The sequence below is a fragment of the Bacteroidota bacterium genome, assembly GCA_025059945.1.
GTDB lineage: Bacteria > Bacteroidota > Rhodothermia > JANXDC01 > JANXDC01 > JANXDC01.
In genome coordinates this window covers 249,550-268,276 of sequence record JANXDC010000004.1, presented here as the reverse complement: position 1 = coordinate 268,276, position 18,727 = coordinate 249,550, and the positions used below count along the sequence as shown (strand labels likewise).

13 protein-coding genes and 1 tRNA gene are annotated in these 18,727 nt (G+C 60.8%); 3 read left to right on the top strand and 11 right to left on the bottom strand.

Going from position 1 to position 18,727, the window contains the following annotated elements; all coding sequences use genetic code 11:
• Positions 1–25 precede the first annotated feature (25 nt).
• The 4 genes from NZ993_03105 to NZ993_03090 all read right to left on the bottom strand — a co-directional run bounded on the left by NZ993_03105 (position 26) and on the right by NZ993_03090 (position 9,138).
• Positions 26–1,453 carry a GWxTD domain-containing protein gene (locus tag NZ993_03105; GenBank protein MCS7154784.1) on the bottom strand — a complete coding sequence of 476 codons (1,428 nt, stop codon included), beginning with the start codon at positions 1,451–1,453 and terminating at the stop codon, positions 26–28.
• A gap of 117 nt (positions 1,454–1,570) precedes the next feature.
• Positions 1,571–2,596, bottom strand: coding sequence for a PorV/PorQ family protein (locus NZ993_03100; protein MCS7154783.1), 1,026 nt, complete (start codon positions 2,594–2,596; stop codon positions 1,571–1,573).
• A gap of 19 nt (positions 2,597–2,615) precedes the next feature.
• Positions 2,616–5,894 (bottom strand): hypothetical protein, encoded by a 3,279-nt coding sequence (locus NZ993_03095; protein ID MCS7154782.1) that lies wholly within the window; start codon positions 5,892–5,894, stop codon positions 2,616–2,618.
• A 94-nt stretch (positions 5,895–5,988) separates the two neighbouring features.
• Entirely contained in the window at positions 5,989–9,138 is a 3,150-nt protein-coding gene (locus NZ993_03090) for a carboxypeptidase-like regulatory domain-containing protein (GenBank protein ID MCS7154781.1), read from the bottom strand.
• Between the two features lie 426 nt (positions 9,139–9,564).
• Here NZ993_03090 and NZ993_03085 point away from each other — a divergent pair, with 426 nt between their 5' ends.
• Positions 9,565–10,353: a bacteriorhodopsin-like gene (locus NZ993_03085; GenBank protein ID MCS7154780.1), complete on the top strand. Its 789-nt coding sequence runs from the start codon at positions 9,565–9,567 to the stop codon at positions 10,351–10,353.
• A 156-nt stretch (positions 10,354–10,509) separates the two neighbouring features.
• On the opposite strand, the gene NZ993_03080 is transcribed toward NZ993_03085, so the two are convergent.
• The 6 genes from NZ993_03080 to NZ993_03055 form a co-directional block, all read right to left on the bottom strand.
• Entirely contained in the window at positions 10,510–12,075 is a 1,566-nt protein-coding gene (locus NZ993_03080) for a Do family serine endopeptidase (GenBank protein ID MCS7154779.1), read from the bottom strand.
• Entirely contained in the window at positions 12,072–12,836 is a 765-nt protein-coding gene (gene recO / locus NZ993_03075) for a DNA repair protein RecO (protein ID MCS7154778.1), read from the bottom strand. Before recO ends, NZ993_03080 begins: the two co-directional genes overlap by 4 nt.
• A complete protein-coding gene (locus NZ993_03070) occupies positions 12,833–13,744 on the bottom strand; it encodes a DUF2520 domain-containing protein (GenBank protein MCS7154777.1) in 912 nt (303 codons plus the stop codon). Before NZ993_03070 ends, recO begins: the two co-directional genes overlap by 4 nt.
• Positions 13,745–13,750: 6 nt before the next feature.
• Positions 13,751–14,530, bottom strand: coding sequence for an AmmeMemoRadiSam system protein B (gene amrB / locus NZ993_03065; GenBank protein ID MCS7154776.1), 780 nt, complete (start codon positions 14,528–14,530; stop codon positions 13,751–13,753).
• Between the two features lie 14 nt (positions 14,531–14,544).
• Positions 14,545–15,270 (bottom strand): dethiobiotin synthase, encoded by a 726-nt coding sequence (gene bioD, locus NZ993_03060; GenBank protein ID MCS7154775.1) that lies wholly within the window; start codon positions 15,268–15,270, stop codon positions 14,545–14,547.
• A gap of 166 nt (positions 15,271–15,436) precedes the next feature.
• Positions 15,437–15,511 (bottom strand) — tRNA-Val (locus NZ993_03055).
• Positions 15,512–15,699: 188 nt separating this feature from the next.
• Here NZ993_03055 and NZ993_03050 point away from each other — a divergent pair.
• Together NZ993_03050 and NZ993_03045 are read left to right on the top strand one after the other, a co-directional pair.
• Positions 15,700–16,836: a hypothetical protein gene (locus NZ993_03050; GenBank protein MCS7154774.1), complete on the top strand. Its 1,137-nt coding sequence runs from the start codon at positions 15,700–15,702 to the stop codon at positions 16,834–16,836.
• A 43-nt stretch (positions 16,837–16,879) separates the two neighbouring features.
• Entirely contained in the window at positions 16,880–17,569 is a 690-nt protein-coding gene (locus NZ993_03045) for a dihydrodipicolinate reductase (protein ID MCS7154773.1), read from the top strand.
• Here the strand turns inward: NZ993_03045 and NZ993_03040 are convergent.
• Positions 17,566–18,723 carry a HesA/MoeB/ThiF family protein gene (locus NZ993_03040; protein ID MCS7154772.1) on the bottom strand — a complete coding sequence of 386 codons (1,158 nt, stop codon included), beginning with the start codon at positions 18,721–18,723 and terminating at the stop codon, positions 17,566–17,568. The two genes, NZ993_03045 and NZ993_03040, sit on opposite strands and share 4 nt — an antisense overlap.
• Positions 18,724–18,727: the final 4 nt, after the last annotated feature.

Genomic DNA, 18,727 nt, shown 5'->3' with positions numbered 1-18,727 from the left:
CAGGCAAGCTTCCCGGTCCGGGGCCTTAGTCCTGATACGGCTTGTTGGAGAGCACGCGCCGCACCTCCCGCTGCCAGTCGGCGCTTTTTACCTCACCTGAGACGGTGGAGTGGATGAGCTGGAAGTCTTGAAAGCCTGTCTTGTCCGCAAACACAAACATGCCGGGCCCCTCTCCGGGGATGTTGTAGTACTCCCAGATCTCATAAGGCACTGTGTCCGGGTTGTAGTAATACGGCTGGATGTTGTTGGGCGGCCCATATTTCAAGTATACCCTTCCGCGGTCCGTGCGCCAGCCCTCTCGGTTCTTGACCGAGTAGCGCTCATTAACGTAGCGCACCCGATTCATGTACTCTTGATAGGCCTCGTTAAGGGGGGTGCTGGGGTTGGGGTCCCGTCGCAGCCAAAACTCATAGAGAAACTGACGCTTCTCCTCAAGGCTCTGAAGCCTGCGGAAGGTGCGCCTTTCGGTTTCTGTGGCGATTACGCTGGCATAGTCGAAGCTTCGCTGTAGCTCGGCCTCCTCCATGTGGGCGAAGAGGCTGGAGGCAAACGCCGCCGGCTGGGTGCTGGAGATCTCCGGAGCGCGCACCTGCGGGTTGTAGACGTAGAGGCGCTTGGCAGCCACGGCCACCGGCTGACGGTTGGCATCCAGGGCCAGCACGCGCAACACGTACGCCCCCGTGGGCAGCCCGCCCACGTCGAAACCGCCCACAAGCACGTCGATCGGTTTTACGGGCCGCGTAAGGCGCCGCGTATACGCCTCAAGCGGGCGATCGGTATTGGCTTCGCTCAAATACACCAGCGCCTCATATTGGCCGGAGTTAAGCGCCGGGGTGCGATCCAGATGATACAGCTCCACGTAGTAGTACATCGTGTTAAGCGTGCTGCCGAATAGGGCGCTTGCATTGGGGTAGATCAGGAGGCCGTTGCGATAGAAGCGATTCTGCGCCTCCTCGGAGCGTTCTACGCGGCTAGCCAGCGTAATACCGCTGATACGCGGCATGGGCCGAGTGAAGTCCGGCACCAAGAGGTCGCGTTCCAGCAGTTGCCGGCGATCGACAGGGTCCGATTCGTCGCGCACCAGCAGGCGCAGCTGATACGCGCCGGGCGGGAGCAGAAACCGATACACATCGATCACTTGCTGGCCAGCCCGTACTTGCCCGAGGCTATCGATGGGCACCTGCAGACGCCATTGGTCGTGCAGGACGCGCTCAGCGCTCTTGAGCACCTCAAGCTCGAACTCCAGGCGAGCCCAGAAGCCGGGTCCGTCGGATCGGGGCAGAAAACGCATAGAGGCCGCCTCTACACCCGTGTAGAGCTCCACGTAAGCTTGCGTGGAATCGTACCGGAAGACAGCCAGGTCCAGTTCAGCCCGAATCGGCGGTTGAGCAACAAGCGGTGAGCCCAAAGCGAACAAAGTCCACGCGAGCCCCGATACGGTCCATATGCGCATCGCCGTCACACTCCTTCTCATGCCCGCTGCATGATACGCCTCGGAGGGCACAGAAGCAAAAAACACGGGGCGCGGCCCGATCCGGGCCGCGCCCCGGAGCACATCCAAGCGATTGGCTTACAGCTTCAAGCGCAAACTGATCGTCTGCACGGCCCCCAGCCCGGCGTAGCGGGTGCCGGTGTAGCTATAGTCCACGCTCAGGTTGGTGGAGGCGAGCTTAAGGTTTAGCCCGGCTCCGAAGTTGAGCCCGTTGTACCAAGTGTCTTCGCGCGTCTGTTGCCAGGCATAGGCCCCGCGTAGATAAAGCAGATCGCGCAGACTGAACTCCAGACCGCCCTGAAATTCATCTTCCGTAAAGGAATTGGATCGGAAGTTCCCCATGGCTATCAGAGCCGCCCCGCCGGCTATGTTGCGCCGGTAGGAGACCCCCACGTTCATCAAGCTGGGCAGCTCAAAAGAGGCCGGGTTCATTTTCAGTCCGTTCGTCGTAGCATCTGGCCGTTGTTCGGGCAGGTTGACAAAGCGGATAAACCCATCCCCATCGAATCGCATGGCGGGACCGATGTTTTTAAGGGCCACGCCGAAGCGCAGGCCTGTCTCCCCAACCACATACTGCACGCCCAGGTCGGCGGCCACGCCGGAGGCCGAGACACGGTCGATGGACTCGTTGATCAGTTTGATCGTCACGCCCCCGGCGATGCGATCGGTGAAGATCCTAGCGTACGAAAAGCCCACCGTAATAAAGGTGGGGTTGAACGTTGAGCCTGTTCCTTCGGGCTGGTCTTCGGTCGTAATGGGAATGTCCCCGAAGGTTAAAGCCTGCACGCTTAGGCCCAGGGTATTATAGCCGAACGTTTGGGCTACCCCCAGGTAGTTTAGCCCGATATCGGCCACGTACTGCACGCGGCTGAACATGGCCTCCGTGCCGCCCGTGTAGGCCAATCCAGCTGGGTTCGTGAAAAGGGCCTCTATGCCGGTCATGTTCGCCGTCACAGCCCCGCCTAAAGCGTAGGTGCGGGCTCCGAAGGGGATGAGCAGCTCTTGAGCTCCTGCTCCGCCGCGGCGGTTGCGATCGCCCGCCTGCGCGGGGGCGTTCACCAAGAGCGCCCCCAAAAGGCTGAGCGCGAGCATGTATCGCGTCATGGCCTGGTCTCCTTCGCGCTTAGAAGTCGGACAGCTGGAGGATCTTCTTCAAGATGGCCACCTTCAGGATCCGGGGCTTCTGCTGGGGATAATCCGGAAATTCCACGTGCACGATGTACATCCCCGAGGCCACCGGCAGGCCCTGCTCGTTTTGCAGGTCCCAATCCAGCGTCGTGCTGTTCGGATTATCCTTAACCAACGTCCGCACCAGCGTGCCGGCTATGGTGAAAATGCGCAGCACAGCGCGCTCCGGTAGGTTTGTGAAGCGGATCACGTCCGTGACGTTGCGGATCTCATAAGCGCTCGCCCCATAATACGGGTTCGGCACGGCCCGGATTTGGTCCAGCGCGGCCGAGAGGGCGCTGTCGGATTTCATCGGTGCCAACGCAGCCAGGGAGAACTCGTATACGTCCGTGGGGGCGATCACCTTGTTGGGATAGATGCCGAAGCGGTCCTCTCCGGTTCGGTTAGGCGAAAAGGCCACGTTCCCCCGGCGGTTCCAAGAGGCCCAGTACATGACCGGCAGGGGCTGGGTAAGCAGGTTGCCCGCTAGCTCCGGATCTCGGCTCTCGCTATAAGGCTTGGTGAAGATAAACAGCCACTCCCGCGGACCGCTGGCCGCCCAGTTGTCTGTGTCCGTGGGCCCGGGCCAGTACTTGCCGTCCACTAGACCACCGGAGACGTTGTTCTCCAGGAAGCCTACGGCCAGTCGTCTTGGATTATTAGGATCCGTTACGTCCCAAGCCGAGAGCGGCACGTTGCGCTCAAAGACCTGAAACGCGTACCCACCGGTGCGGTTGATGATATAAGGGGCAAATTCGGGCCTGGCCGGTGCGGCCGTGGCCGCACGCAGGTATCGATATCCCAAGGACCAGTTGGGATCGTTGGCGTCCAAGACGTTGCCGTTTACATCCGTGCGCGCCAGGCGCAGCTCCACATCCCGCAGCTGGGTGGGGGGCACGGCCCGCGGACCGAAGCCGAAATAGGAGTAGGGATCCCACAGTCCGGTGAGGGCATGTTGGAAGCCCTCAAATTCCTCGTTTTGCCCGCCCGCCCAGGTGAAACGCCGGGTCCCGGAGATAACCTTCCAGCCCCACTTAGACTCATCCTCGGTGGAGAACATATCCTCCCGCTTTATGCCCGGCGGAGGACCGTCGACGATGAGCTCTAGACCCTCATCGAGCAACACCACAGGCTGCGGGCTTAGCGGCAGATCTGTTTTGAGCACCTGTCCGGTGTTCTTGTTACGGACCGACCACTTGAGGATTTGTTGCCCATGCTCATCTCGACCCGCATCCCGGAAGGTGATCTGGTAAGTGTTCGCCTTGATCTTAAGTGGATTGATCACGGCTGGGATGATCGTAGCGTCGCTCTTCCCCGTGGTCTGCACGACCGGGGCTTTGGAGCCGTATTGGGCCCTGGTCATGAGCCCTCCTCCCAAACTGCCCACGTATGTGGGCCGAACCGTGATGATCTCGGAGGCGGAAAGCGGGCTTGTGAGCAGCCGAAGCCCCGGAGCGCCCTGTGGGTCGACTGCGTAGGCTACAACGGCAAAGTAATAGTCCTTGCCGTTAATCAAAGGCCCACCGGTGAAAGCGTCCTTATCGATCGTGATGGAGAACTTAAGCCCCGAATCCGAACCAAAAGCCACTGGCACGTTCACCTCAACACCGTAGCGTTCATCGAAAACGTCATCAAAGACGACCGTGATGTCGTTTTTGATGTCATATGTGGCCAGGAGCTTGCGCTCTGCGGTGGTAGAGGGCGTGCGGTACTGATAGATCATATAGCCCTCAAAGCGGTAGTTGCCCGCCCGGTAGCTGACGGCCCGGTCATCCCAAGAGAGCACCACCTGATTGGGCAGTTGGGCGACCTCGACGCGCGGCGTTGCGGGCCCGGAAGGGAGCTCGAAGTTCACATCAAAGGCCGCTTGGGCCTTGGCGTCGGCGCTCTTCAGAGCCGTAACAGAGGCCAGTCGGTTCAGGCCCTGAGCCCAGACGGTGCCGAAGACGATCTCCTGCACGCGGCCGCGCTTGAGCGTAAAGGGCCCGGTGGTCATGACAAACCGGCGGTCCGCGGGGACGTTGCCTGCGCAGACCTCATGCCAAACGTTGGGGCCGCAGGGCTCGTTGGGATCCGAAGGGAAGGCGAAAAACACGCGCCGGTTGGCCGGGTTCGTACCGTCTCCCCCAAAAGTGAGCGGAGACCCATCTCGGAAACGCGCCTGCATGTAGTTGTAGTACTGTATCCCGGTGGTCGGATCGCAGTTGTTGCAGGCGCCGTTGTTGAAGTACGTAAAGGACGTCATCTTGAGCCGTTCACCTGGCTCATCGATCTGGCCGTCTCGGTTGTTATCGATCCCATCGTCATCGACCAGCGGCCCCTGGAAGAAGTCGGTCCCCACCGCGGGGGGGCGGTCCCCGTAGCCGGCCGCTCCCTCATCGACGTTGTCCCCATTGTAGCAGAAACCCAACCCCAGAAGGGTGTCACAGCCGATGTAGTCGTCCTGGAAATTCCCCAGGTCTGGGTCATGGAAGATAGAGACATAAGCGTTCGTCAAGTCCGCATCGCCTTTGTTGACGAGCTCGATCTTATAGAACGTCGTGTTGCCGAGGGCGCCCTCGCGGTTGAAGGCGAAAGCTGAGAAACGGACCTCAAGCCCGATTGGAATCCCGTCTGTAGCCCGGTGCTGACCGCCCACGTCGTTCATGATCATCCAGAGCATCTGATCGCCTAGAATGCGAGGGCGGTCACCATCTTGGATGCGATAGACGCCATCACGGTTTTTGTCGATCCACGGCGCCCCTAGCCGCCAGGGCCAGTCCCGGATATCCGGAGTGGGCTCTGCGCCCGCATCCAACGCTTCCAGGTCTTTGCGGTCCACTTTCCAGATCCGGTCGTACTGTGCGCAGGTGCCGTTTAGGCCCGCTTCAAGGGGTCCAGGCCATAGCTCGTAGTTCCCGTATCGGGCGGCCGAGATCCGCAGCTGGCCATTGGCCAGACCGCCGATCCACATGGCGCCGGCGAAGATCGAAGTCTTGCCGCTGCCTTTGGGCACCTCATAACGGGGGTTCTGGTTATCCCACCAGAAACCGCCCGTGTTGAGCAGGCCTGCGCTCACGTTGTTGACATCGAGCGTCTTGAAGGCGCTTCCCGTATTGCAGCCGGCCTGCACACTGCTTATGGCGGCGCGGGCTGAAGAGGGCTCCGCCTTGTTGCGCTCGGCCCAAGCCAGCTGAGCGCCTTCAGGAAGCGCCGAAAGCAGAAGCAGGCTCGCAAACATTCGGGGTGCTCTCATGGCTCACGTCCTGTATTTGCTGTTGGGTTCTTGGCATGCTTTCTACCTGGGGCCCTATCCTACGCCGTCGCAGAGGCCTCTCCCCAGTCCGCTCTCAGAAGTTCACCCGCACCCCCAAGCGAACCGAACGCGGGATGCCGTAGTTGTTCGGATTATCGGCCCGAATCCGGTAGTGCTGCACAAAGGAGATCGGGTCCAAGACGCGCTCCAGCTCTCCTCTGCCCTCTGGGGTGGCCAAAAACCCATCGTCGTTAGGTACTCCCGTGTAAGGATACACGGCGCGCACGTTCTGGCTGTTGAGCAGGTTCTGGATCCAGAGGTACACAGTAAGGTTGGCCTGCCCCATATCAAAGCGCCGATCCAGGCGCAGATTTACAAGGGTCGACCACGGCATACGGGCCCCGTTGATGCCGCCCAAGGGCGCCCGGGTTCGGCTCGTCCAGAAGGGCCCCACGTTTTTGGAGCGCGTGTAAGGTCGGCCGCTAGCAGCCTGCACCAGCACGTTTAGGCCGAAGTTCTCCAGGAGCCGCACACCTCCGAAGGCCGGCCCCTCCCCGCGGCCCAGACGCCAGTCGAGGTTGAGGTTGATCCGATGTCGCTGGTCGAAGTCCAGCGGGGAGATGATATTCGGCACCACCCCCTGTACCCACGTCACCAGGGATAGCGTATTCGGGTCCGAGCCCGTTCCATCGGCGAACGAGAGCGTGTAGTTCGCATCAACCGATACGTTGTTCGTGCGCCGCATCTGAAACTCGAGCGTGGCCCCCTTAACGGTGCCGAAGTCCACATTCTGATACCCCGTATAATCAAAGGGCCGCACGAAGAAGATGTTGCGGCGCTGGATGAGGTCCTTGATCTGCTTATAGAAACCCGAAATCCCAATTACGGCTCGCTCAGAGAGGGTTTGTCGGAAACCGAGCTCGTACTCGATCGTCTTCATCGGGCGCAGGTTCGCGTTGGGCAGCAGGCCACCGGACTCGGCGATATCCCGGAAATCCTCCAAAGAGGCGTACAGCTGCCCTTCGGAGGGCCGCTGGGTGAGCACATCGTAGTGGGCATGGAAGATCGCCCGATCGGTGACGGGAAAGGCGAAGCCGATACGCGGCATCACGATGAGCTCGGGCTTATAATCTTCAAAAACCTCAGGACGCAGCTCGTTGGCCAAAAAGCGCACATCTCCACCGAGCGTGCGCGTGATGGTAAAGCCATCGGAAGCTTGGCCGTTTTTGTCGTAGAAGTTGCCCCGCTTGTCCCGATAGCCCACAATCTGATTGGCGTTGTTGTAGTAGACGGCCAGCTCCTCTTTGGCCCAGGAGGGCCGCTGATATTCAATCGGGAAGAGTGCGTAGGGGTCTTTGAGCACCTTCTGGTTGGCGTTAAACCAGTCTACACGCACCCCGATATTGAGCACCAAGTCGCGGTACTCGATCTTGTCCTGGACGAAGCCAGCCGCGTATAGGGGTCTAAACGGAGCAATAGGTGGGTTGGTGCGATTTTCGGGTTTAAACCACTCTTCCCACCGGGGGTTAATCTTGCTCCGCGTGAGCGCGTCGTAGCCATAGTGGCTTATGATGTCTTCAATATCGCGGAACCCGTTGCGGAACTTGCTCAGGCTGGCCTCCGCCAAGGGTACCCCTAGAGGGGCTAGGCGCTTATAGAGCACAAGGGGGCTGATAGCCCAACCTCGCAGGATTTTCTGCTCAAACTCCCCGCCGAACTTGACCTGGTGGATGCCAATCTGGGTCGTCATATTGGCCGAGACCCGAAACTGTTCGGTCTGGCTGAAAGAGTAGTTGTTGAAGACCGTGCCGGGCTCGGCCATGACACGATAGATGCCCGTGATGGCCGGATATTCGATCGCGCCGGGGTTTTTGACGAAACCATCGCCCCGATCTGTGACGTCGTCGTCGCCGTCGTTGTCTAGTTTGTTGTACCAGTACATGGCCGAGGTGTCCCCGCGAGCCAGGCCAAAGCGGGGATCGCCATAGGCGAAAAGGTTGTCCTTATACACCGGGTCATAAGATTTGCCGTAGGCGCGCAAGTAGTCAGCTTGAACCTGATAGAAGGTGCTGGCCGAAAGCGAGTGCGTCCAGTTTATGTAGACCCGGTAGTCCTGGCGTTCGCCCCGGCCGTTATGATCCCAGTTATACAGCATCCGCTGCAGCACCCAGTTGTCGCTGAGGCTCTGGTAGTAAGTGCCGCCGACGCGCAGCGAGATGCCTGGAAGAGGCCGGAAGCTCAAGCGTCCCACTAGGTTGAGGTTCCAGGCGTCGTTATTGGGTTTGACGCGCGTTTGCACGAACGTGCGATTGGTCTCCGGAGCGCGGATCAGCCTGCCTTGGGCGTCGATGTACCGGGGCCGTTTGAGGAACTTTTGGAAGATAGAATCCGGCACCGTCTGCATCGTGATGGGGGTAGGATCGGCGTCCTTGCGGTAGTTGTACTCCGCGCTCATCACGAAGCCCAGGCGCGTGCCCACCAAGGGCCCCCCGATGATGAAGCTGGTGGTATTGTAGCCATAGGGGTCCAGGAACTGACTGGAGATCCCCTCCAGCGTCCCGAAGAAACGAGATCCGGCCTCCCGGGTGGTCACCTGGATTACGCCGGACATGGCATCGCCGTACTCAGCTGGCAACCCGCCGATGAGCATGGTTTGCTCTTGGATGGCGTTTTGGGGGACCCCGAGGGCTCCCGCGGAGATGCGCACGCCGTCGACGATGTAGATGACCTCATCGGTGCGGCCTCCGCGCACGTTGAGCACGCCGGTACGCTCATCTTGCACCACCCCACCCTGCAGACCCGCAATGCTGTTTACGCCACGCACAGGCAAGTTTTGGATCTGCTCGGCATCCACGATCTTGGGCACGCCTATGGCGTCTTTTTGGATAAGCGGCCTTTCATACTCGACGACCACCTCGCCCAGCTGTCCGACCTGCTCGCGCAGCGCGACGTTAAGCTCGCGGGTGAAGTTGGCGTTGATGACCACCCCCTCGATGCGCCGGGTCTCGTAACCTACAAACGAAACCCGAACGGTGTAGATACCGGGTGGGATGGCCAGAATAAAGTAGTTGCCGTTGGCGTCGGCCGCGGTGCCGAGGGTGGTGCCCTCCAACACCACGCTCGCCCCCGGCAGAGGCTCCCCGGTCCGGGCATCGGTCACCCGACCGGCCAGTTTACCCGTCTGGGCCCACGCCCAAAACGGAAAGAGCAGCCCAAAGGCTATCAGACCCGCACGTCGGATCATGGGATAGACCTCCTCATAAACGGTCTGTTCGGGGTGGAAAGATGCACCTCGACCCCGCTGGCCCGGATCAGCAGAAGAAACCTGAACGAATGGGCTATTCGAGATCGGCCATCAAAATCGTCTTCCGTAACAAGCACCGATGCGCACCTCTAGGTAAGTAGCGGGACCAGGGGGCAAATTATGTGGACACCCTAAGCCTGTCAAGACCCTAGGCGAGCCCCTTCAAACAGGCCTTACCGGCCTGAAAAATTTTTTTGAGCAGCTTCTGATGAAGCCTCCGGCGCGCTAACCCAGATACATTATAGGGCAAACACCTACGCTGGGCGCTTGCCCGTTAACGTAGGGGGGTCAAATCAATAAGGAGGGAACTTTCCCCCTCAAATTCTATGTTTTTCAAAAGGCAAAGATGATAGAGGAGAAGCAGCTATGAGAACGTTACCGGAGCTCACGTATGGCCAGTATTGGCTTGTATTTAACGTCATTTCTCTTACCATAGCCGGCATGCTGGCTGCCTTCGTGTATTTTATCCTATCTAGAGAGCGTGTTAACCAGAGGTACCGCATTGCACTCTACCTTTCAGCGGTAATTGTACTTGTTGCGGCCTATCATTACCTACGCATTTGGGAGAGTTGGACAGGAGCGTTTCAACTTGTTGATGGACGCTACATTCCGACCGGTAAACCGTTTAACGACTTCTATCGGTATGCCGATTGGCTCGTAACAGTCCCTCTGCTTCTGGTGGAGCTGATATTAGTACTAGGACTTCCAAAGAATCGCACTCAGAGCTTGTCGATTCGATTGGTATTTGCCGCTATTTTGATGCTAGGCTTGGGTTATGTTGGAGAAGTCAGTAGAGATGTTGCAACACGCAATTTGTGGGGAACTTTGTCCAGCATACCATTCGTGTACATCCTATATGTGCTGTGGATAGAGCTTAGTCGAGTAGTCAAAGAAGCCAAGTACAGCGACCAAGTCAACATACTGCTTCGGAATACGCGCCTACTGCTGCTTGCCTCCTGGGGCTTTTATCCTATTGCTTACGTATTGGGTAGCTGGCTGCCTGGTGGGGCAACGCAAGAAGTCGCCGTTCAGGTAGGGTATAGTATTGCCGATATTCTCGCAAAGCCCATATATGGGATCATGGTCTATGCCATAGCTCGAGCCAAGAGTTTAGAAGAAGGACTGGAAACGGCGCCCATACCCAGAGCAGCATAAGTTTCACCCCGTCCAAAAATATGGTTAAGGGGTGGTGTGCACCGCCACCCCTTGGTTTTTTATTTCGGTGCGGCCCTCATGCAGAGGCGGCTGCTGATTTGCCGATGCGAAGGAGCTGAGCTGTCGATGTATCAGGTCGTGTTTCCGGCGCGCTCGTCATCGTTGCGTCCAGTAAAGATCGTAGTACAACACCGTCCCATCTGGCCGACGCACTTTAAGCAGGGCACCGCCGGCGCGCAGCGCTTGCGACAACGCCTGTTGGGCTTCTACGAGAGAGCGTACTGAATGGCGACCGATCGCCAACAGCACAGAGCCCGGCTCAAGGCCCCGCCGCGCAGCCAAGCTGCCGGGCGTGATCTGACGAATCCGAACCCCGGCCGAGGTCCCTTGCCCTCGTTTGCGGTCTGGGGAGATAGGCTCTAAGACCAATCCCCAGGCGCTCAAGGTGGCCTCTTCGGGGTTTTCCGGATCCGGCAAGGGGAGCGGGAAGGACCCCCCGGAGGTATCGGCCTCCTCCGAAGGAGCCTGCGCCCACCGACGGATCGGCTGATCCTCAGGTCCCTGCAACACGACCTGCACCGTGTACGCACGGCCCTCCCGCCAGATGAGCAGGGGGACCCGATCACCAGGACGGTACTTGAGCACCTTGGACTGCAGGTGGTTGGCCGCCTCTACCTCTTCCCCGCCCACCTGCAAGATGATATCCCCCACCCGGAGACCCGCTTGCTCGGCCGCTCCATTGGGCAGAACGCGGTTAATGACCGCGCCCATTACACGCTCTAAGCCTACCCGACGCGCCAGGGCGTCGTCTACATCCGCAATTTCGACGCCGATGAAGCCCCGCCGTACCGTGCCGTAACGAATCAAATCCTCGGCAATGCGCCGCACCATGTTCGAAGGGATAGCGAACCCGTAGCCCTCATAAGACCCCCCCTCGGTGGCGATGGCCGTGTTAATGCCGATGAGCTCTCCGCGCAGGTTCACGAGCGCTCCCCCGGAATTGCCGGGGTTGATCGCGGCATCGGTCTGGATAAAGTCCTCAATGCCGAAGCGCTCGTTGATCACGCCCACGTTGCGGCCCGTGGCGCTCACGATACCGGCCGTGACCGTGGAGGTAAGCCGAAACGGGTTGCCGATCGCCAAGACCCACTCTCCTACCTGCACCGCATCGGAGTTTCCGATAGCGATCGCCGGAAGCCCTCGGGCTTCGATCTTCAGCACAGCCAGATCCGTGGAGGGATCCCGCCCCACAAGCCGGGCCGTAAACTCGCGCTTGTCGGCCAACTGCACCCGAATCCCCCCCTCGCTAGCCCCCTCAACGACGTGGTCGTTGGTCACGATGTATCCGTCGGAGCTTACGATCACCCCGGAGCCCGCGCCCTGTCGGGGGCGCTCAAAGAAACGGCGCCAACGCGGATCGCCGGGATCAAACTGGTGGAACCGGTCCTGGGGGGGTACAGCCCGAAGCCGGCTTTCCACCATAATGTAGACCACTGTAGGCCTGACCTGACGCGCCACGCGCACGAAGAGCTCGTTAAGCGTACCCGCCAAGCCGGGATCAATCGGCTCATAAGTGGCCTTTCCAATCAGAGGCGGCTCCCCGCCCGAGTTCCCCCAAAGAGGCCGAGGACGGCTCGGACCGAAGTGCGATACGCCCAGGGCCCCGATCAAGACCCCCAGCAACATCAGCCCGGCAGCCCAGATCCATCGAATTCGCCTCATAGCGCTTCGCCCCGCTCCCTAATCAGCATACTGCGCAATACTTCCCAACTGCGCACCTGAGGCAGCGGCCCCAGATGCGCCTGCACAAACGCATAGACATGCCCGACCAGTTCGTCCCACACCCCAGCAGGCACTACCAAATGTTGTATCCGTTCTACGGGATCTCGCAAAAGGGGTTCCAGCAAGCGCACCGCGGCCGCCGATATAGGCCGTGCATAGGTTTCGACGCCCCCCTGGGGTGCTATGCGGCCGTGCGCCGCCTCTAAGACCCACGATCCGGGACCTGAGCAACCCGCCTCCGCCTCGATCCGCAGGGTGTACCCTATGAGGGGCAGCGCCCGCAACAGAAACAGAAGAGCCCACGTGCGCTTCTGCCCCCTGCCCTCGTAAATGGAGGCCAGGGCTCGCAGAGCCCAGTTGAACAGCATAGGATTGGGCTCCCCCTCCGGGGTGAGACGATCTAGCCATTCCAACAGGAACGACCCCAAAGCGGCTCGCTCCACATCCTCGCCCCAGCGGGGCATGGGGCGGATGAAAGCGCAATCTGAGAGGTACTGCAGCTCCCGTCCCGCTCGGTAATAAAAGACTGCCTCAATGTAAGCTAAAGGCTCCAGGCAAGCGGCCAGGCGACTGCCCGGGCGCCGAGCGCCTTTGGCCATGAGGGTCAGCTTGCCGAATCGGCGGCTATATAAGGTGACGATTCGACTCGTCTCCCCGTAATCAAGGGCGCGCAGCACAAGCGCATCGGTTTTGCGGATCATAACGGGGCCTCTACCGAAGGATCCAGCCGCAGCATGGCCTCCAACTCAGCCAAAACGGCCTGCGCCCGCTCCGGATTGAGCCAGCCTTGGCGAACAGCGAGGCGTAAAGTCTCCACGCCTAGGGCCACATAAACAGGGATGAGATGCGGGAAGCGTTCCGCAAGCACCCGTCCGTGACGCCGCAGGGTCACCGCATCCCCGCGTCGAATGGGACCGGATAGGGCCTGCTCCGGGCATCGAAGCGCTTCCGCGTTCTCCAGAACCCCCCGCACAAGGGGACGCAGTAACTCCAGGGCCTGCGCGCTGCTCAGGCCTAAGCTAGCCAAGATCTCGCTCGAGATGCCGAGCAAAGCGACCAGATAGTTGCTGGCCATAGTACCGGCTAGGTGGTAGGCCCCCTTAGCCGAGCCCGGCACCAGAATGGGACGCGCTCCGATTTGTTCGGCCCACCAGGTAGCCCTGGCCACCGCCTCAGGCTCCCCCTCCACCCCGATGCAGATGCCGGCAAAGGTACTTAAGCGACCCCGAATGAAGCTCTGCATGGGGTGAAAGGAGCAGATCCGTGCGCCCCGACGGCGCAAGGGATCCAGCTCCTGATGGCTTAAGGCCCCGGAGAGGTGGGCTACCCAAACCCCCTCCCATGAGCCCTCAGCCAAGCTCGCGACCACCGCAGAGAGCGCGCTATCCGGCACGGCGATGAAGACGTCGGTGACCGGGGGAAGGGGAACGCGCCCGAGGCTCCCCCACGCGGCAGCCCCCACCGCATGGGCCAAGGCCTCTGCAGAAGCGGAAGAGCGACTCAAGACCGCCGCTATGGAGACCCCTTGCATCCGCAGGGCATGGGCTAGGCTTGTGGCGACGGCCCCTGCTCCCACAAGCGCCACAACGGGCTCGGTGCGCGCCTCCATAGCCCCCTAGTCCGCTCGATAGACGAGCAAGCCGAGATCCGCCGAGCCATCGGCCCTGTGCCGAAGAGCTACAACACGCGCTCGATTTGCCCCCAAATCACCAGCGGCCATAAGCGTGGCCAATACAGGTCCTACCCCAAAGAGCTCAACCTGCTGGGCGTGCAAGAAGGCAGATAAACGCTCAACCTCCAGCCCCTCCAGCAGGCGCACAAGCTCCGCTAAGGCCGCTTGAGTGGCCGATCGCACCTCGGCTGCGGCGATCAAAAGCGCATTCCGAATCGAGAGCACCTCACCTAGGGCGCTACCGAGCTCGCGGCAGAAATCCCACGTCTCCCAGCCCATGACAATGGGCACAAGCCCAAAGGAGCCCGGCAACACGCACTGCAGAAAGGGCAGCTGCGCCTCGATGCCCGCGTTATGCTCATGCCCTTCGCTGGAGAGAAAAATGTCGTCGTCTTCATCGCAGAGCTCGTTGCGCAACCCGTCATCAATTCGGATCACCCCCAAGGGGGTCTCATAGGCATCGACTTCGGTGATCGATATGCGCTGAAAAGCGCCCACAGGGCTTGAGGCCACGATGGCGACGGTGTCAAAGGGCTCACCCTGTACAGCCCGAAAAGCCGCCGCGGCCACGGGGCCGGAGTCCGAATCAAAGCGCCCGGGTACGATCAGAGCCCGCACCGCACCTGCAGATGAACCCTTAGGGGTCGCATCCACCCATCCACAGACCCACTGCCGCAGCCGCTCAGCCGAATGCTCCTTGAAACACTGGTGCACGGTTTCCATAGGTTTTTGCCCCATCAAGCTAGCGCGGGGCCCACAGAGGCGGCCAACTCGTCCAAGTATAGCCGCAGTTTAGGCTGTTTGGCTAGATCACGAATCAGAGCCTCTATGTTACCTTGGTACTGAGGACGCCATTCGACAACGGCCAACACGGGCACTGGAGCGGCCAGCTCCTCTAAAACTTCGGGGTTAAGCGCCTCAGCAAAACCCTCTCCATACTGGCCGAATCCGTTTAAAATAAACCCATCAACCGCGATGCCAGCCCGTTCGAGCGCCTCTAGCGTAAGCAAACAATGATTGAGCGTGCCGCGTCCGGAGCGCGCCACGATGAGCGCAGGAAGCCCCAAACGCCGCATCAGATCGAGCATGAAAACCCCTTTGGCCAGCGGGACCCGCGCCCCCGCCCCCTCGACAATCACAAATTTGCCGGAGCGCACCTGCTCCTGAAAGGCCGCTTCGATGAGATCTAGATCCACCGGCCGGCGTTCGATCAGGCTGGCCACGTAAGGAGAGGCTAGAGTCTCATAACGAATGGGCGTAACCAGGCGACGGGGCTCTTGCACTCCAATCTGCTGCAGCAACTCGTAGGCGTCCTCTACCATGCCTCCGGTTTCGATCGGGGTCATCATGGTCGCCGGCACCCCGCGTTCGCGCAACAATGCCACTAACGCGGCCGAAAGCACCGTCTTGCCTACGTTGCGGTCTGTGCCCACCACAAAGCGCCCTGAAGTGGCCATCATCATCCCCGATGCCTGAACGGGCCACGCAAAATACGAAAGCCCTCTCCTCCGCGCACGAGCGCTCGGCGACCCTCATCCGAAATGGCGGACCTCATCGGGAAAATAAAGCAAAAAACCCCAACCCCGAGGCAATCGCCCCCTTGGGTTGGGTTTTGGGGTTTTTCGCGGGTGGGCGCACAGGGATTCGAACCCCGGACCTCTTGCGTGTGAAGCAAGCGCTCTAAACCACCTGAGCTATGCGCCCAATCGTGTATTATCAAATATAGCCGCCTCTTCGTTAAGCTGTCAACAGAGCCCTGGCAAGTTGCGCGCCTCCCAAAAGCCTTAAGGCCTTCCGCTCTGAAGCCGACCACGGCCGCAAACGCCGGCCTTTAATGAGGAAGGCGATGATTTTTTTCTTTGCAGAGTCAAGCCCAAAGAAGAGCCTTTACCATGCCAACGGGTTGGGGTGCGCTACTGTTGCTTGCGGCCACGTCAGACTCTCTTCTCCCCTTGCCCGAGGTCATGCGGGCGATCCGGACGACGTTCGCCCCCGTCTACGAGCGCCAAAAAGAAGATCGATGGCACGCGCTGGCCCTTCAATATGGGCTGGAGCGGGATAGCGTGGCACGCCGGCGCTGGGCCATAGCGGGGCTGCTATATGAACTCCTCCGGCCTGGAGGTTGGCTTGGGGTGCGTTACGTGCCCTTAGAGCGCCGAGCGGAACTGGAACGGCTCTACCCCGACGATTCCCTGCTCTGGCGAAGCCGTCCTCTGAGCGGCGTGCTGCGCTCGGATCACCCTTGGCCGGCCTCAGAGGACCGGATGGAGCGCGTTCCTCGCGTTTTTTTAGAGGACCTCTTGGCGCCCGCTCCGCGATACCGGTGGGGGGACACCTTGCTGTACGGCTTCGGTTGGTGCAGCGAACTGGAGATGGCCTACGTGGCCTTGCTTCGGATGGCGAACGTGCCGGCGCGCATCGTGATGCCCGAGCCCAGTCACGTGCAGACGGCCGTAGCTTTGAGCCCGGACTTATGGCTCGTAGTAGATCAAACGCGGGGGTCCTTCATGCGCTCCCGTTGGCCGTATGCGAGTCGATACGCACCCCGCGTGCCGACCGCCAACCGGTTTTACGCGGACTGGTACCAATGGCGGGCTCAGGATTCCCTTTCTTTGCTTGTGCCGACCCTCGCGTGGGAACGCATCCGAGATATTTTGGCCGATCGCCTACGGGCTCCACTGCGGGCAGAGGCTTCGGAGGCGAGCTCCCTCCTACAAGAGCCCGCCGGATTGCAGACGCTCTTAGTAGGCGGGTTGTTGAGCACACTCGGTCTGCTTTTCATACTGAGCCGGCTGCTGCGACAGAGCCGCCTGAACGGACACACGAAGCCCCCAGAAGAGACCGAGCCAACTTCCCGGCCCGCACACTCCGAAATGGGACGAGGATGGTGCGCTCACCACATCGCCTACGAAGAAAGAGGCCCTGAGCCGGAACGGACGCAACACCTCCGCCGATTCGGACCGCATCCGGTCTGGATCTGGCCCCTTTATGAGGCCGAATCCTTATGGCAAGCGCCTCAAGCAAATTAAGACCTTGTGGCTTAGATCCTGCTGAGGATGGAGGCATCGAAATATGGAACGCTTGATTTTGGCTCTGCACGGATATGGGCACATGGGGCATGAGCTAGAGACGCTAGCGCAGCGCTATGGATGGACCGTAGCCGAACGGTTTGACCGGTCCCATCGACTGGAGCACCCGGAGCAGCTGGAAGGTGTGGACGTGATGCTGGATTTTTCGCACGCTGAGGCTGTGCTACCAGCTGCGCGCATCGCCATTCAGGCCGGATGCCGGATGGTGATCGGCACCACGGGGTGGTATGAACACGTTCCCGAGCTACAGGCCCTGCTCCGGGAACGCCCGACGGGCGTTGTGTATGGGCCTAACTTCTCGCTCGGTGTACAGGTGTTCTTTCGACTTGTGGAGCGCGCCGCTGCCTTGTTGGGACGGCTGGGCACCTTCGACGCCTATGTACTGGAGGCGCACCATCGGCACAAGCGCGACGTCCCGAGCGGCACCGCCCTTCGGTTGCAGAGGATTTTAGAGCCCCACTTTGGCGCCCGAACCGCGGCCGTCATCCGGGCCGGCGAGATCCCAGGCGAGCATGAGGCGGGTTTTGATGGACTGCATGAACGGCTTCGGATTCGGCACGAGGCCCGCAGCCGCAGCATCTTCGCCGAGGGGGCCCTTTGGGCGGCAAGCTGGATTCGACACCGCACGGGGCTGTACACGTTCGAGGAAGCCGTTGCCCAACTGTTCGATTAGCCGCCTTGAAGCGGAAGGCCCCGTTGCCGCCAGCGACGCAGGCCACCGGCGAGGCTATAGGTCCGGCTAAAGCCACACTGCCGCAGCCACTCCACAGCTCGAGCGCTGCGTTGGCCCTCTTCGCAGTAGACGATGAGCTCTTGGTCCCGGTAGGGGGCTAGCTCCTGAATGCGCCCGTTTAACTCAACAAGCGGTATCCAGAGCCCCCCCAGGTGGCCCGTGGCGCGCTCGAGGGCGTCGCGCACGTCCAAAAACACACACACGTCTCCGCGGCTCAGGCGCGCCCAAAGCACCTCGGGCTCCAGGGCCGGCGCGCTTAAGGTGCAGCGACCGGTCGTGAGGGCTGGGCCCTCCAGGCCAGCGCAGACGGGACAGCGCGGATCCGGCTCCACCGAAAAGACCCTCACCTCCCCCCGCAGGCCGTCTACGTGCAGCACCCGACCCCGAAGGGGACGCCCCAGGCCCAGCAGGATCTTGAGCACCTCCAGGGCTTGAAATGAGCCGATAAGGCCCGTCATCGGTCCCAGCAGGCCGGCAGTGGCGCAGCTGGGCACCTGATCCGGATTCGGGGGCTGGGGATACAGGCAGCGGTAGCAGGCGCCGCCGCCCGCCAGCACGCCTACCTGCCCCTCTAGCCGGTAGACGCTTCCGTACACGTACGGCAGCCCCAGTCGAACGCAGGCGTCGCTTGCGGCGTAACGGGTCGGAAAGTTATCCGAGCCGTCTGCGACCACATCAAAGCCCTCCAGCAAACGCAGGGCGTTCTCCGGTCCGAGGGGCTCTTCGTACAGCCGTAGCTCTACTTCTGGATTGAGGGCCCGCAGCCGCTCAGAGGCCGCGGCGAGTTTGCTTCGCCCCACATCGGGGGTGCTGTAGAGAATCTGCCGGTGCAGGTTGGCCAGCTCCACTCGGTCGAACTCAACCAGCCCCAGCCGGCCCACCCCGGCTGCGGCCAGGTAGTAGGCCAGGGGCGAGCCCAGCCCCCCTAGGCCGATTATGAGCACGCTGGAACGACGCAGGCGCTCCTGCCCCTGAAACCCCACCTCGGGCAAGACGATTTGACGGATGTAGCGCTCTAGCTCCACGGGAGCGAAAACATAACGCCGTCGCCTCCTTCTGCGCCACCGGGAGAGCGTTGTAGACCCCCAACGCAAAGGC